At 57.6% G+C, this 13,024-nt stretch carries 13 protein-coding genes; 10 read left to right on the top strand and 3 right to left on the bottom strand.

Annotated elements, in window-relative coordinates; genetic code table 11:
• Positions 1–153 precede the first annotated feature (153 nt).
• The 3 genes from BM160_RS10815 to BM160_RS22590 all read left to right on the top strand — a co-directional run bounded on the left by BM160_RS10815 (position 154) and on the right by BM160_RS22590 (position 2,595).
• Complete coding sequence (locus BM160_RS10815) at positions 154–1,215, top strand: DUF6352 family protein (protein ID WP_092005032.1); 1,062 nt, start codon at positions 154–156, stop codon at positions 1,213–1,215.
• 161 nt (positions 1,216–1,376) lie between these two features.
• The gene (locus BM160_RS10820; RefSeq protein WP_092005035.1) at positions 1,377–2,351 is read left to right on the top strand and encodes a Bug family tripartite tricarboxylate transporter substrate binding protein; all 975 of its coding nucleotides are present in this window, start codon (positions 1,377–1,379) and stop codon (positions 2,349–2,351) included.
• Positions 2,352–2,433: 82 nt separating this feature from the next.
• Entirely contained in the window at positions 2,434–2,595 is a 162-nt protein-coding gene (locus BM160_RS22590) for a hypothetical protein (protein WP_177218982.1), read from the top strand.
• A 93-nt stretch (positions 2,596–2,688) separates the two neighbouring features.
• On the opposite strand, the gene BM160_RS10825 is transcribed toward BM160_RS22590, so the two are convergent.
• Positions 2,689–3,615: a DMT family transporter gene (locus BM160_RS10825; RefSeq protein ID WP_092004790.1), complete on the bottom strand. Its 927-nt coding sequence runs from the start codon at positions 3,613–3,615 to the stop codon at positions 2,689–2,691.
• A gap of 134 nt (positions 3,616–3,749) precedes the next feature.
• Between BM160_RS10825 and BM160_RS10830 the strand changes: the two genes are divergently transcribed.
• Complete coding sequence (locus BM160_RS10830) at positions 3,750–4,676, top strand: LysR family transcriptional regulator (RefSeq protein WP_092004792.1); 927 nt, start codon at positions 3,750–3,752, stop codon at positions 4,674–4,676.
• Positions 4,677–5,367: 691 nt separating this feature from the next.
• Here BM160_RS10830 and BM160_RS10840 read toward each other — a convergent pair.
• A complete protein-coding gene (locus BM160_RS10840; protein WP_092004798.1) occupies positions 5,368–6,342 on the bottom strand; it encodes a LysR family transcriptional regulator in 975 nt (324 codons plus the stop codon).
• Between the two features lie 14 nt (positions 6,343–6,356).
• Between BM160_RS10840 and BM160_RS10845 the strand changes: the two genes are divergently transcribed.
• Genes BM160_RS10845 through BM160_RS10865 form a run of 5 tightly spaced genes read left to right on the top strand, consistent with a single transcriptional unit; the run spans position 6,357 to position 11,275 of the window.
• Entirely contained in the window at positions 6,357–7,229 is an 873-nt protein-coding gene (locus BM160_RS10845; protein ID WP_092004801.1) for an alpha/beta fold hydrolase, read from the top strand.
• Positions 7,217–7,552 carry a YciI family protein gene (locus BM160_RS10850; protein ID WP_092004804.1) on the top strand — a complete coding sequence of 112 codons (336 nt, stop codon included), beginning with the start codon at positions 7,217–7,219 and terminating at the stop codon, positions 7,550–7,552. Before BM160_RS10845 ends, BM160_RS10850 begins: the two co-directional genes overlap by 13 nt.
• Positions 7,542–8,606 (top strand): 2,5-dihydroxypyridine 5,6-dioxygenase NicX family protein, encoded by a 1,065-nt coding sequence (locus tag BM160_RS10855; protein ID WP_092004808.1) that lies wholly within the window; start codon positions 7,542–7,544, stop codon positions 8,604–8,606. Before BM160_RS10850 ends, BM160_RS10855 begins: the two co-directional genes overlap by 11 nt.
• Complete coding sequence (locus BM160_RS10860) at positions 8,603–10,258, top strand: FAD-dependent monooxygenase (protein WP_092004811.1); 1,656 nt, start codon at positions 8,603–8,605, stop codon at positions 10,256–10,258. The genes BM160_RS10855 and BM160_RS10860 overlap by 4 nt, the downstream gene beginning before the upstream one ends.
• 36 nt (positions 10,259–10,294) lie before the next feature.
• Complete coding sequence (locus tag BM160_RS10865) at positions 10,295–11,275, top strand: Bug family tripartite tricarboxylate transporter substrate binding protein (RefSeq protein ID WP_092004814.1); 981 nt, start codon at positions 10,295–10,297, stop codon at positions 11,273–11,275.
• Positions 11,276–11,630: 355 nt separating this feature from the next.
• Here the strand turns inward: BM160_RS10865 and BM160_RS10870 are convergent, their stop codons facing one another.
• A complete protein-coding gene (locus tag BM160_RS10870) occupies positions 11,631–12,173 on the bottom strand; it encodes a metallophosphoesterase family protein (RefSeq protein ID WP_143093224.1) in 543 nt (180 codons plus the stop codon).
• Between the two features lie 99 nt (positions 12,174–12,272).
• Between BM160_RS10870 and BM160_RS10875 the strand changes: the two genes are divergently transcribed.
• Positions 12,273–12,878: a helix-turn-helix domain-containing protein gene (locus BM160_RS10875; protein WP_143093225.1), complete on the top strand. Its 606-nt coding sequence runs from the start codon at positions 12,273–12,275 to the stop codon at positions 12,876–12,878.
• Positions 12,879–13,024 lie beyond the last annotated feature (146 nt).

A 13,024-nucleotide genomic window follows, 5' to 3' on the forward strand; every position in this document is an offset into this window, starting at 1 on the left:
AGGCGCGTTCAGCCTCTGCGCCTGGCCTGCGCTTCGGTTTACATGCAAAAATCGCCTTTGGGGCAATAGGGGCGAGCGCCAGGCGCTATTAAAAATGGAGTAAGTTGCAGACCGCTGCAATCCACCACGCTGCACTGTGAGACGATGGCGTCCATGCAAAATTTCTCGCCTTTACGCAGCCTCCCGCGCAACGAGCGCGGCTGGCTGCTTCCCACCGACGATTACTGGCGCTTTTTTCTGGCCCGGCCCGAGTTGGCGCCCGTGCCAGAGTCCTGCCCGGCCGAGCTGGCCCTGCATGGCGCGCTGTTGCGGGCGCCTGCCATGCCGGTCGGCACTGACGCATTGCAGGCGCTGCAAGATCCCGATGCCCGCGAAAGCTACACCTTGTTTTTGCGTTTTCGTGATGGGCTGCTGGCTGCCGGCACGCTGGAGGCCTATTACCTGAGCCTGTTTCAGACAGGCGGAGCTGGCGCCATCAATATCCCGCCGCTCTTCATCGATCTGCTGGCCCAGGCCATAGCCCACAGCCTGCTGGAGGACTCCAGCGATGCCTACGAGGTGCGCGCCGCTGATTTGCTGTTTCGTTCGCAGCGCATCAGCACCGAGGGCGGCCAGGTGCTCAGTGGCGACCGTGAGGTGATAGACATGCTGAGCGAAACCGGTGGTTTGGGCGACTTTGGCCGCTTTCTGGCGGAGGCCAAGGTGCCGCTGCCCACGCTCAACCTGCAGGTATTGACGGATGAAAATGCGGCCGACTACTGGCTGCAGGTCGATCGCCATACCTTCTTGCTCGACCTCACGCACGAAATCAGCAATGACCTGAGTCACGGCCTGGTGCTGACCATGACGCGCGCCCGCTCCGGGCTCAAGGCGTTGGCCAGCGTGCTGCAGAAATGGGTGGCTCATTTTCTCGGCGTGGCCGTCAGCATTCGGCCGCTGCAGAAAATTGACGATGCGGCCTGGCGCTGGCATGTCGGGCTGGACGTGGAGGCGACAGCGCTGCTCAATGACCTGTACGAGGGCCTGGAGGTGGCGCCGGAGCGTTTGCAGCGTCTGCTAAGCCTGTTCCGACTGGATTTTGCCGACCCGCGGGACATGCGCGCCGATGTGGCAGGCAAGCCGGTTTATCTGGGGCTGATGATGAATGCTGAGGGCGTGTTCAGACTGAAACCGCAGAATTTGCTGCTCAATCTGCCGCTCCACCCCCGTCAGTAAGGCTGGCCCGCCATCGCCGATACCGAGGGCGGTACCCGCGAATCAAAGGGGGATGACGAACTGCCAGGACGGGCTGGCGCATAAAATTTGGAGTAAGCAAGCTGGTGGCGGTTTTTTTCCATGCATCATGCTTGCTGACCATTTTTATAAAGAGACTTTTCATGCTTAAAAAGCTTTTATCTTTTTCCCTGCTGGCCTTGGCGCTGGCGGGCGCGCAGGCCCAGACTCAGCCCCAGGCCTTTCCGTCCAAGCCCATTCGCATGATCGTGCCCTTCCCGCCGGGCGGCGGCACCGACATCTTGTCGCGCCTGGTGGCCAACAAGCTCACCGAGGTGAGCAAGTGGACCGTGATCCCCGATAACCGCGCCGGCGCCGGCGGCACCATAGGCATTGCCGAGGCCGCCAGAGCCGCACCCACCGGCTACGAGATGGTGATGGGCCAGAAAGACAATATGGTGGTGGCGCCCTGGCTCTACAAGAAGCTGAGCTACGATCCGACCAAGGACCTGGTGGCGGTGGCGCATGTGGCTTATACGCCGGTGGTGATAGTTACCAACACCAGCTCCCGCTTCAAGACCTTGGCGGATGTGGTGGCGGCTGCCAAGGCCGCCCCCGACACGGTGACCTATGGCTCACCGGGCAACGGCACGACGATTCACCTGGCGGGCGAGATCTTCAATAGCGCCGCCAATATCAAGATGCGCCATGTGCCCTACAAGGGTTCCAATCCGGCCATGATGGACGTGCTGGCGGGCAATGTGGATCTGATGGTGTCTTCTTTGCCCTCTGCCATGAGCCAGATCAAGGCCGGCAAATTGCGGGTGCTGGCCGTGACCTCGGCCAAGCGCAGCACCTCGCTGCCTGACGCGCCCACGGTGGCCGAGCTGGGCTACAAGGATTTTGATGTCAGCACCTGGTATGGCCTGTTCATGCCGGCAGGCGCGCCCAAGGAGGCGGTGGCCGCGGTCAATGCAGAGGTCAACAAGCTGCTGGCGACGCCAGACATGAAAGCGGCCATCCACGCCCAGGGCGCCGAGACGCAGAACATGACGTCCGAGCAATTTTCGACGCTGCTCAAGACCGATTACCAGAAGTGGAAGGGCATTGTGCAGGCGTCCGGCGCCAGCATAGAGTAAGCCTTACCGCCCGGCCGGCCCCAGGGCTGGCACGCTGTGGCTTAAAATCCCTGATTCAGCCTTTTTTAACCCGGAGTCTTCCATGTCCAAGAAAATCAGAGTCGAAGCCGACATCTGCGCCCCCAAGCCTATTCCCCCAAAAGGCTACACCATCACGACCGGCCGCGGCCAGAAGTGCAGCCTGGAGCGTGGCGCCCACACTCGCAGCAAGAAAAACCCAGGCAAGCGCCCACAGCAGGGTTAAGCCACGGATCCGGCTGGAGCCATCCGCGCTCCGACCAAAAAAACCCGAATCACCAAGGCGCAATCCGCCTGGGTGCTTCGGGTTTCTTTTTTTTCAAGTGGCCACCTGACTGACTTTGGCCCTTGGTTGGCGTTGCCCCCACCACACGCCTGCCAGTGCCAGCAAGCCGCCGACGGCGTGGTAGGCATGCAACTGCTCGTCCAGCAGCGTGGACGCCGCCAGTGCCACAAAGAGGGGCAGCAGGTTCATGAACAGGCTGGCCCGCGCGGGGCCGAGTCGTTTGATGCCGCTCATCCAGAGAAACGGCGCACCGATGGACGCAGCAGTGCCGGCGTACAGAATCAGCGGGATGTTGTTTGCGGTGATGGGCGAGCTGGGCGCCAGCCACCAGAATGGCAAGACCAGCAGGGTGCCAAAACCTATCTGCACATAAAGCTGCTGCCAGGTCGAGAGCGGCACGGCCCAGCGTTTGAGCAATACGCCGTAGAGCGCGTTCGAGGCGATGGCAACCAGCATGAGTGCATCGCCCGTACGGGCCGCGCCGCGCAGCAGCTCAGCGGGATGGCCCTGGGTGCTGAGAAACACCAGGCCCAGCAGCGATAGACCGGCGCCGCCGATGCGCGCGCCGGTCAATGCCTCGCCCGCGAACAAGCTGGCCAGCAGCGTGGATAGCAAGGGCATCAAGGCCATCACTACTCCCATGTTGGTGGCTGAGGTGGTTTTAGCGGCCTCGTAGGCGAGCCCCTGGTACATGCCCATGCCCAACAAGCCCAGAAAAGCCAGTTTGGGCCAGTGCGCCGCGACGATGGCGCGTTGGCGCCACACGCTGCGCAGCAAAAACGGCGACAAGATCAGTCCGGCCAGCAGCCACCGGTAGAAGGTGATCGCGGCCGGTTCAATCGACACCGAAGCCAGCTTGGTGACCAGGGTGTTGCCGGTCCAGATCATGACGGCCAGCAAAGGAAAAAAGGAAAAATTGGCAGCCGCAGACGGTGCGGTGATGGGAGGCTGGTGTGACATGAATGGCTTTCGGATGGACATGGCAAGAAAGCCCTATCGTCCAATGCCTCAATCAGTGTGTAAAGTGAGATGATTGCAATCTATTGATGCATTGTATGCACTCGTTAGGCTTGCCCTGAATGAAAACACCTGCCTTGAACCGCCTTGATTTCAATTTGTTGCTAGACCTCGATGCCCTGCTGCGCGAAGGCAGTGTGGTGGGGGCGGCACGCGTTCTGCACCTCAGTGCGCCCGCGATGAGTCGGCGTTTGACGCGCCTGCGTGAAGCCATCGGCGACCCCCTGTTTGTTCCCGCCGGACGCGGTCTGGTGCCGACCCAGCGTGCCCTGGCCTTGAGGGAGCGGGTGCGGGCGGCGATTGAAGAGGTGCGTGGCGTTTTCACGCCCGACGCTGTGGATTTCTCTCGGCTGGAGCGCACCCTCACCTTGCACACGAACGATGGTTTCGCGGGCGCCTGGGCGACCCGTCTGGCCTGCGCCATGGCAGCAGAGGCGCCTGGCGTGTCCCTTCATTTCATTCCCCGTGCAGACAAGAGCAGGGAGGCTTTGCGCAATGGCGCCATCGACCTGGATATCGGCGTAGTGAAATCGGCAGAGGCCGAAATTTACAGCGAACCGCTGTTCCGGGCCGCTTTTGTCGGTGTCGTGCGAGAGAACCATCCGCTGCTCAGCCAGCGGACTGGCGAAGCCGTCAGTGCCCAAGACTTTGTCGCGTGGCCTCATATCTCGACCTTGCCGCGAGGCTCGGCGGCTGGACACCTGGATGCTGCGTTAAAGGCGTTGGGTTTGCGGCGCCGGGTGGCCATTGTTGCGCCCGGCTTTCAGGCCGCGCTGGCCATGGCCGCGACCTCCGATTTCGTCGCCGCCATGCCCATGCCGTTTGTCCGCTGGGCCATGGCGCATCAGCGCCTGCAAGTCTTCAAACTGCCGTTCGACATGCCTGCCGTGGAGGTGTTGCAAAGCTGGCATACCCGCCATCATGCGGATCCCGTGCACCTTTGGCTGCGCGGGCATGTCCGGGCGATTTGCGGGATGGATGGGGAAAAAATGCCGGTCGTGTGACAGGCACTGTTTTCAGATTTTGGCCTACAAGGGATGGCCACATGAGGGCGGGAGACCACACCATCTTTTCAAATTTACAAGCCTTTTAAGGCTGTAGCGCTTGCTGTTGCTGCGCAAGAAGCTATCAAAATAGAAGCGCCTGCGCTCGCCCGCCGTACCTGTGACTTAACCCATTGAACTCTCCGACGTCTCTGATGCTATTGGCCGAGAGTAGTAGTTTTGAGGGTTGAGCCGCGCCATAAAACACTCGCAAAATTACTGCCGTGAGAGTCGCGATGGCCAAGAGTTGCGGGAGCAGCGATTTGATGGCCAAGAGTTCTTGAATCAAATCATCCACTTACGACAGCGCACTCAAAGATTACGAAAATTTTGGCCGCGAGTTGTGTGCAAAAAAGCATTTATTGGGCCTCAATGAAAGATGGCTTCACTTTGGCGCAACTTGCGGCAGTTAGCTGGCCCAACAATTCATCGAACGTGATCACGTCGACATCCTTGCATGATTTTTGAAATATTTCAAAACTTCGATGTCGCGTCTGGTCGGTAGGTGATGTACCAATGATGACCTCACAGTGAACTGCGTCAGAACCGGGCTCTGTATTTTGGCCCTCATAACTGCAAATATGGGACCGCTTCAGCCTGAAGGCGGCGGTATGACTCTTGAAAGTGCCTACTCCGCTCCGGTCACTCAGGACTAAACCCTTAAATCGGCTTTCGTCATCACCAGGTCCAACACCAACCTTGCCGAGTTGGTAGCCACGCGCCCCCTCCGTGTAATAAGCGAGACTTGTCGCCTCCATTCGAGCCATGAGGAAGGGAGTATATGCACATAACCTTTACGTTCCTCAAATGACAGTAGTTCACGTGGGAGCATGCTCAAAAACCCATGCTCCATTACCAACAGCTTTGACAGAGTCACTGAACCCGTTTCGACCATTGCTGAAGGGGGCTCGATCCCTTCATTTCTGAACCTTCTTTCGAACTCCTTACGCAATATTCCGTGAGGAGGAGCCAGGACCCACAGCGCAGAGGCCAGATCCTGAGCAGTGAGCTTGCTAGATCGACTGAACCGATGCTCTACACCACAACAGACAACAAAATCATCTTCATATAGATGCCGAATCAGCAAGTCGTCCGAGCCGCCAAGGCCGGTAGCTGTCGTGATTGCAAAATCCAACGTTCCACTGCGCACGCCTTCAACCAGATCCTCGGCCAAACCCTCAATCACTCGCATTCTGGATGTAAGCTTTGACTTGGCCATACTCTTGATCAGATCGGGGACAAAGTCTGCTGTGACCGCCGGCGCCGCACCGACAGTAACAAACCCACCCTCGCCCCCTCGTAGAATTTCGATCTCCCGCGATGCCGCCCGAAGTTCTGCAAGCGATGCCGTGGCACGTTTGAGCAAGGCTTCTCCAAATACCGTCGGTGTGACGCCGCGTGCACTCCGTTCAAAAAGACGCACGGCCAAGCCGCGCTCAAGCTTGGAAATGCTCTTGCTCAGGGCTGGTTGACTGATTCCTAGCTCTGTGGCAGCGCGGGCAAAGCTACCTGAATGCGCCACAGTCACAAAGCAATTCAATTCTGAGGTACTCAACATCTGGTATTGATTTTCTATTTGGTTATACCTATTTAACCAAAAGTGTATGTCTGTGGCGGCATAGGGCATTGACAATTTGTGACATGCCTATCGCAATGCCCCCTCATACCCGACAAGACCGAACCGCCCTGTTCGGCGAAAGGCCCCTGCAATCCATGCCTGGTTGCCCGCGCATTGCGTACGAGTACGCTGGAGCTGGTGAGACCATTGTTTTTCTGCACGGGATCGGCGGGAACCGGTCGAACTGGGCGGAACAATTGCAGCACTTCTCGAGGCAATACAAGGCGGTGGCCTGGGATGCGCGGGGCTACGGAAATTCGGATGATTACAACGGACCTTGTGATTTCAATGCACTAAGCCAAGATCTTGTGCGCCTGTTGGACCACCTGGAAGTCGATAAGGCCCACTGCGTGGGGCTTTCCATGGGCGGACGGATTCTGATGGATTTCTGCGCGAACTACCCGGAGCGGGTGCAGTCACTGGTCTTGGCCGGCTCATTCCCCAGTTTCGGTCGTTCGCTTGGACTTGAGCAGCGCCAAGAGTTCATACGTCTGCGCAGAGAACCGCTGCAAGCAGGTAAAAAAATCTCGGACATGGCGACTGAACTGATCGCTTCCTTGGCGGGGCCTTACGCTACCAACGCCATGCTGCTGAAAATGCGTCAGAGTATCGAGGCGTTGCACCCTGATTCCTACCTCAAGACGCTGGAGAGCACGCTGTCTTTCGACCGGACCGCTGCATTGGCTTTGATCCGTGTGCCGACCTTGCTCCTTTATGGCGAATTTGACACGCTGGTCACCCCGTCCGCGGGAAAACAGGTTCAAGCTTTGATGCCGAATGCGCAGTACCACGTGATACGTAGCGTGGGGCATCTCATGAATATCGAGGCTCCTGTGGAATTCAACCGCGTCGTCGGAGACTTTGTGCTACTCCATGCGAGGGCATGCGCATCATGATTTTCGCCATTCATTGCATGGACAAGGCCGATTGCGCCGACGTCAGAGCATCAGCGCAATCGGACCACGCGCACTACATGCGCAAGCACGCTTCTCGGATTGTCTTTGGCGGGCCTTTGCTCGATAAGGATGGGGTGACGCGCATCGGCGTGCTGATGGTTGTGGATTGCGGCGACACCTCCGAGCTCGAACAGTTTTTGCAGAACGAACCCTATCACCTGGCGGGCTTGTTCGCGCAGGTGACCATCTCTGGATTTTCGCTGGTGATGCACAGCCTGGCGTCCTTCCATCCATCAACTCACGGGAGCAAATATGCTGGTTGAACATGTCGAGGGCAAGTGGATCGCCGCGTTTGTGCGCACTTTGCGCATGTGCCGCATAGGGCCGGGCGACGTCGTGGCCATTCTTTCGGAGTCCCAGTCACGTGCAGTGCTGGTCCAGCTCGCGGAGCTGGCTCTGTGCCAGATCGGCGCGCGCGCCTTTCACATCCGCATCCCTTCACCGCCGCTTCGGGATCCGGTAGCGACACGTTCCACGGGATCGTCGCACAGCATTGGTCAATTGGAGCCGGTGATCGCTGCGCTGTCACAAGCACACACCGTGGTCGATTGCACGGTTGAGGGCTTGCTGCACGCGCCTGAAATGCCCAGGATTCTCGCCGGTGGCGCTCGCGTCTTCATGGTCAGCAACGAGCACCCGGAAATTCTTGAGCGCTTGCAGCCTCGACGCTGGTTGCAACCCGTCGTCGAGAACGCCAAATCGAAGCTGCGCGCGGCGACGCAGATGACCGTAACTTCAGCCAGCGGCACCAACCTGGTGGTCAACGTCCGTGGCGCTCCCGTCAAAGGGGCTGCGGGATATGTGGAAGAGCCGGGGCAGGTTGCGTACTGGCCGGGGGGGATCTGCCTGTGTTTCCCCGGGCCGGGGAGCGTGAGTGGCAAGCTGGTTCTGGCAGAGGGGGATGTGAATCTCACCTTCAAGCGATACATCCAGAGCCCCATCGAACTGACGATTGAGGATGATCACGTGGTCTCCATCAGCGGCAAGGGCTTGGACAGTGACCTCTTGCGCAGTTATTACGAGGCTTGGGGAGACCGCGGCGCCTACGGTGTGTCTCATGTGGGCTGGGGCTTGAATCCTCTCGCGCGATGGGATTCCTTGACCATGTACGACAAGAGTCAGACCAACGGCACTGAGTTGCGGGCATTCGCCGGTAATTTTCTGTTTTCGACGGGGGCCAATGAGCATGCGGGCCGGTTTACGCAGGGGCACTTCGATTTCCCGATGCGCCATTGCACCGTGGCCCTTGATGGTGAAGTCGTTGTCGACGCCGGACGTGTTGTTGGTTTGGAGATTCCACAGGAGTTGGTCGAATGAGTTGCAACGTAGATTTAGAGACCCCGATCCTGATCGCCGGAGGGGGATCCAGCGGCCTGACCTTGGCGGGTGAGCTTGGCTGGCGGAACACTCCTTGTATGGTGGTGGACCCGGCTTTGACGGTCAATCCTCATCCGAGAGCCAATGCGGTGGCCAACAGAAGCATGGAGTACTTTCGGCGCTGGGGCACCGACCGCACCCTGATAGGCGCAGGCGTCCCGTCCGACTACCCGGCCGCCTACTATTGGGTGTCAACACTGCGTGGCCACGAAGTCCACAGCCTCCAGCTTCCAAGTCACAACGATCTTGAGGCGATGCGCCGCGACGGGCCGACGGATCCGCGTTCTGAGCTGCATTGGTCGCCTTATCTGAAAACCATTGTGGGTCAAAATGAGGTCGAGCAAATGCTGCGCAATCACGCGGCAACACGCCCCAGCGTGACGCAGAAGTATGGCTGGGCCCTCGAAAGCTTTACCGAGCAGGCTGACTGCGTTATGTCCGTGATTCGGCATATGGAGACTGGGCGCCAGCAAACCGTGCGATCGCAATGGCTTGTCGGTTGTGATGGAGGCAGGTCGGTGGTTAGAGAGTCGCTGGGCATCGGCTTGTCCGGACGGGCGGCTCTGGCGAACTTCATTTCGATATACTTTCGGGCCCCCGAATTCATGTCTAAGCATAAGTTTGGGCCCGCCAACATCTATTTCCCACTGCACAAGGACCACTGTGGCTTTCTGCTGAACTGGGATACCGGCAAGACCTGGACGTACCACCTGATTCTCAAGCCAGGACAGGACTGGCAGTCGATCGATCCAAAGGCGGCCATCACAGCCTTGCTTGGCTGCGAGACGGCTCTTGAGGTGGTCTCGGTTCAGCCGTGGACGGCGCATGCATTGACCGCAAATCAATACCAAAGCCCCGGCGGGCGCGTCTTGATTGCGGGTGATGCGGCGCACCTGTTCACGCCTACCGGTGGTCTGGGCATGAACACCGGCGTGTCCGATGTCATTGATCTGGCGTGGAAGCTGGGCGCCTGCGCTGCGGGTTGGGCGGGAGACGGCTTGCTGCGAAGTTATGAAACCGAGCGCCGCCCCATTGGGATTCGCAACACCATGGAAGCGGCCGACAACTTTGACAAGTTGCACCAGGTCATGAAATCGGGAGATGTGCTTGATGACGATGGACCTGATGGCATGGCGTTGCGGGCGACTTTGAAGCGAGATCTGATAAGCCAGGAAAAGCTGTTGAAGTCGTCAGGTGTCCTGCTGGGCTACCGCTACGAGGACTCCCCCATAGGTTGGTCTGACGGGACCGAGGCGCCTCCAGACAACCCTTTGATCTACACCCCCACAGCGCGGCCCGGCCATCGGGCGCCTCACGCCTGGGTGGGTCAAGACAAGTCTATCCTGGATCTCTTTGGGGCCTGGTTTACGCTGATTTCGTTCAATGGAGACAATGAAATTGTGAAAATATTTCAGCAAGCTGCGATGGCACGAGGTGTGCCACTTTCGGTGCAGTTTGTCGATGATTCGGCCGTTCGAGAGCTCTACGGCAATCGCCATTGTGTGTTGATACGTCCCGACATGATGGTGGGTTGGCGCGGCGATACCGCGCCTGATGCGTTCGCCGTCATCGATCGTCTGCGTGGTGCATGAACAGTCAAACAAGGTCGGCTAAAAAAGGAGACAACTATGTGGGTTACTTTTGCGAGGTTGGTTCGGGCGATGTCCGCGCTCATCCTGATTGTCGGTGCCATGCCGTCTCAGGCCCAAGGCTATCCATCCAAACCCATCCGATGGGTCGTTGCTTATCCGCCGGGAGGGGGCACTGACGTTCTTGCGCGTTTGGTCGGATCCCAATTGTCGAAGCAGATGGGGCAGCCTGTTGTCATCGAAAATCGTCCTGGAGGCGCGGGTTTTATTGCATCGGAGGCTGTTGCGCGATCACCAGGCGACGGACATACCATTTTTACCGGAGACAACGGCACACTGGTTTACAACGCGGCGTTGTTCAAACGAACTCCTTACGACGCCGTCAAGGATTTCGCTTCCGTGGGTTTGATGGCCCGCTTTCCATTGATATTGCTTGCGAGTGCAGGCTCGCCATTTTCAACAGCCAGCCAAATGCTGGAAACCAGCAAGCGCAAGCCTGGAGTACTGAATTATGGTTCGCCTGGCCTCGGAAGCCCGCACCACCTAGCAATGGAGTTGCTGAAACAGAAGGCTGGGTTGTCGATCGTGCACGTTCCCTACAAGGGAAGCGGGCCAGCTTTACAGGATTTGATTGGAGGGGAACTTGGCTTGTTCGTTGCCGATGCAGCTGCAGCGCTACCTATGGTGAGAAGCGGGAAAATAAAAGCCCTGGCTGTCTTTTCGAAGTCACGGATGGCCGCTTTGCCTGAAATTCCAACGTTCATTGAATTGGGAGTTGAAGGCGTAGAGGCATATGGCTGGCAGGCTTTAGTCGTTCCAACAAGCACACCAAAAGAGATCGTTTCTAGGCTCAACTCCGAGTTAGTCAAAGCCATCCGGGCCCCGGAAGTTGCTCCCAAGCTGGTTGATTTCGGATTGGAGCTCATTCCCAGTGATCCGATGACAATGACTCGTTACCTGTCTGAGGAGGCACGCCTGTGGCATGAGCTTATTCGAGAGCGGAAAATCACACTGGAATGACAGTGTCTTTGCCCTAACCGCTGGTGCCGACAATTGGTGACCACTCCAATAGCCTAAAAATCAAGACTGCCAGCGGGCTGCAGCTTGATTACCTTGGGTCATCGAAATCTGCACAACTGCTCAAATTTGTGTCGGCGGCAAAAAACTATGCTTTAAGTCGCACGGTGCTGTGACTTAACCCATTGAACTCACCGGCGTCTCCGACGCTATTGGCCGAGAGTAGTAGTTTTGTGGGTTGATCCGCACCATAAAACACTCGAAAAACTACTGCCGTGAGAGTAGTGAGTATCCGCGTGAATAGCCGCAACAGCCCGCCTACGAATCAGCATAAGAAGGATCCGACCTGCGGACCGTACTACCAATTTCGGCGTCCGTTCGTGCGACACCAAGCGACTGGCAACAAGCTTGCCCCCAGCAAAACCTCATTGGGCAGTTTGGAGCCAAAGATGGCGGTCAGATCATCCTGCGCCCACTTCGGATGGGTTGAGTTCTGGTGCGGGTAGTGGTGCGTGACCACCACCGTGTTCTTGGGCTCCCCCTGAAGCAGCTCGCTTTTTAGCCAAGTTAGGCTGTCCTGGTGCCGGGCCAGCGTATGTGCCGCCGTCAACCGAGGCTTGGACTGGCGGGGTGCCACGCTCGTGTGTTCCGCCATCAGGGGATCCGCCTCGATGCGACGAAAGTCGTTGAGGCCGCGTTCAGCCGCCCGCATCATCTGGGAACGGCGGGACAGACCGAAGAATTCAAAGTCCGTCCAGAGCGTGCAGCCCAGAAACCGGATGCCCTGGATAGTGACCGAATCGTACTCCAGGAAATGCACCCCGTGTACCTTGGCCTGAAGCCGCAATTCGTCCAGCAGCTGAGTCCAGTGGTGGCCATAAAACTCGTGGTTTCCGGCCACATATATGACGGGCTTGTTCGGAAAGGTCTGGCGTGCCCAGCTGATGCCCTGGGCACCCAGGTGAATACCAGCTTGGCTTGGGCTCCAGGAACTAGCCCTTTGAGCAAGGAGTCATTCCCGGTTTACCGGGTCCAAGAAGATGTTTATGAAGTTCTCGCGGCTCGGGCGCTAGCTGAACTCGTTGCAATGCTTCCAACGATTATTCAAGGAAATTTCGCTTTTGCTATTGATCTTGACTTCTTGATGGAACACTGCCGAAAATTTGGCATCGCGACCAGTCAAAGAGAGCTCGGGCGGCGAGCTCGGATGTTAACGTCAACGCTAAATGCGATTTCAAGAAGAAAGCACATTCCGACTTTGCAAAATCTTGTTGCTCTTGCCGTTGTCAGTGGAGTCTCTCTAGTCGGCCTGCTCTGTGTCGATTTCTGGCGTGTCAATTCCGGGATTGAAAAAATGGCAATTCGAGACTTTGAATTTCCCGATCGTAGGGGGCAAAAATTTCATCCATGGGAGGAAGTGGAAAAGTACGTGATGAAAGAAATTGCTAAAGGCAATGCTGAATTGCCATGGCCTATGGCAAGGAAACTGGGCATTTGCGAGAAGCAGTTCTGCCTGCGATTGCCTGAGGCGTCAAAAGCACTCCGCGCGGCGGTCCTAAGTAAGGAATTTTTTGCAGCGGAATGTGAATACCTGAAAAAAGGTTAAAGAATTCACAGAAAAAAGCCAACAATAGGGAAGCCAAGTTTCGACGGACAGAAATTCCGAGAAAGCTGGGCGTTACAGTCTCTGACCGAGTTTTTCAGCTCGCATGGCATGAGATTTTCCCTCCATCATTCGTTGGTGCGTCTTGG

Origin of the sequence: Polaromonas sp. OV174 (assembly GCF_900112285.1) — a bacterium.
Lineage (GTDB): Bacteria > Pseudomonadota > Gammaproteobacteria > Burkholderiales > Burkholderiaceae_C > Polaromonas.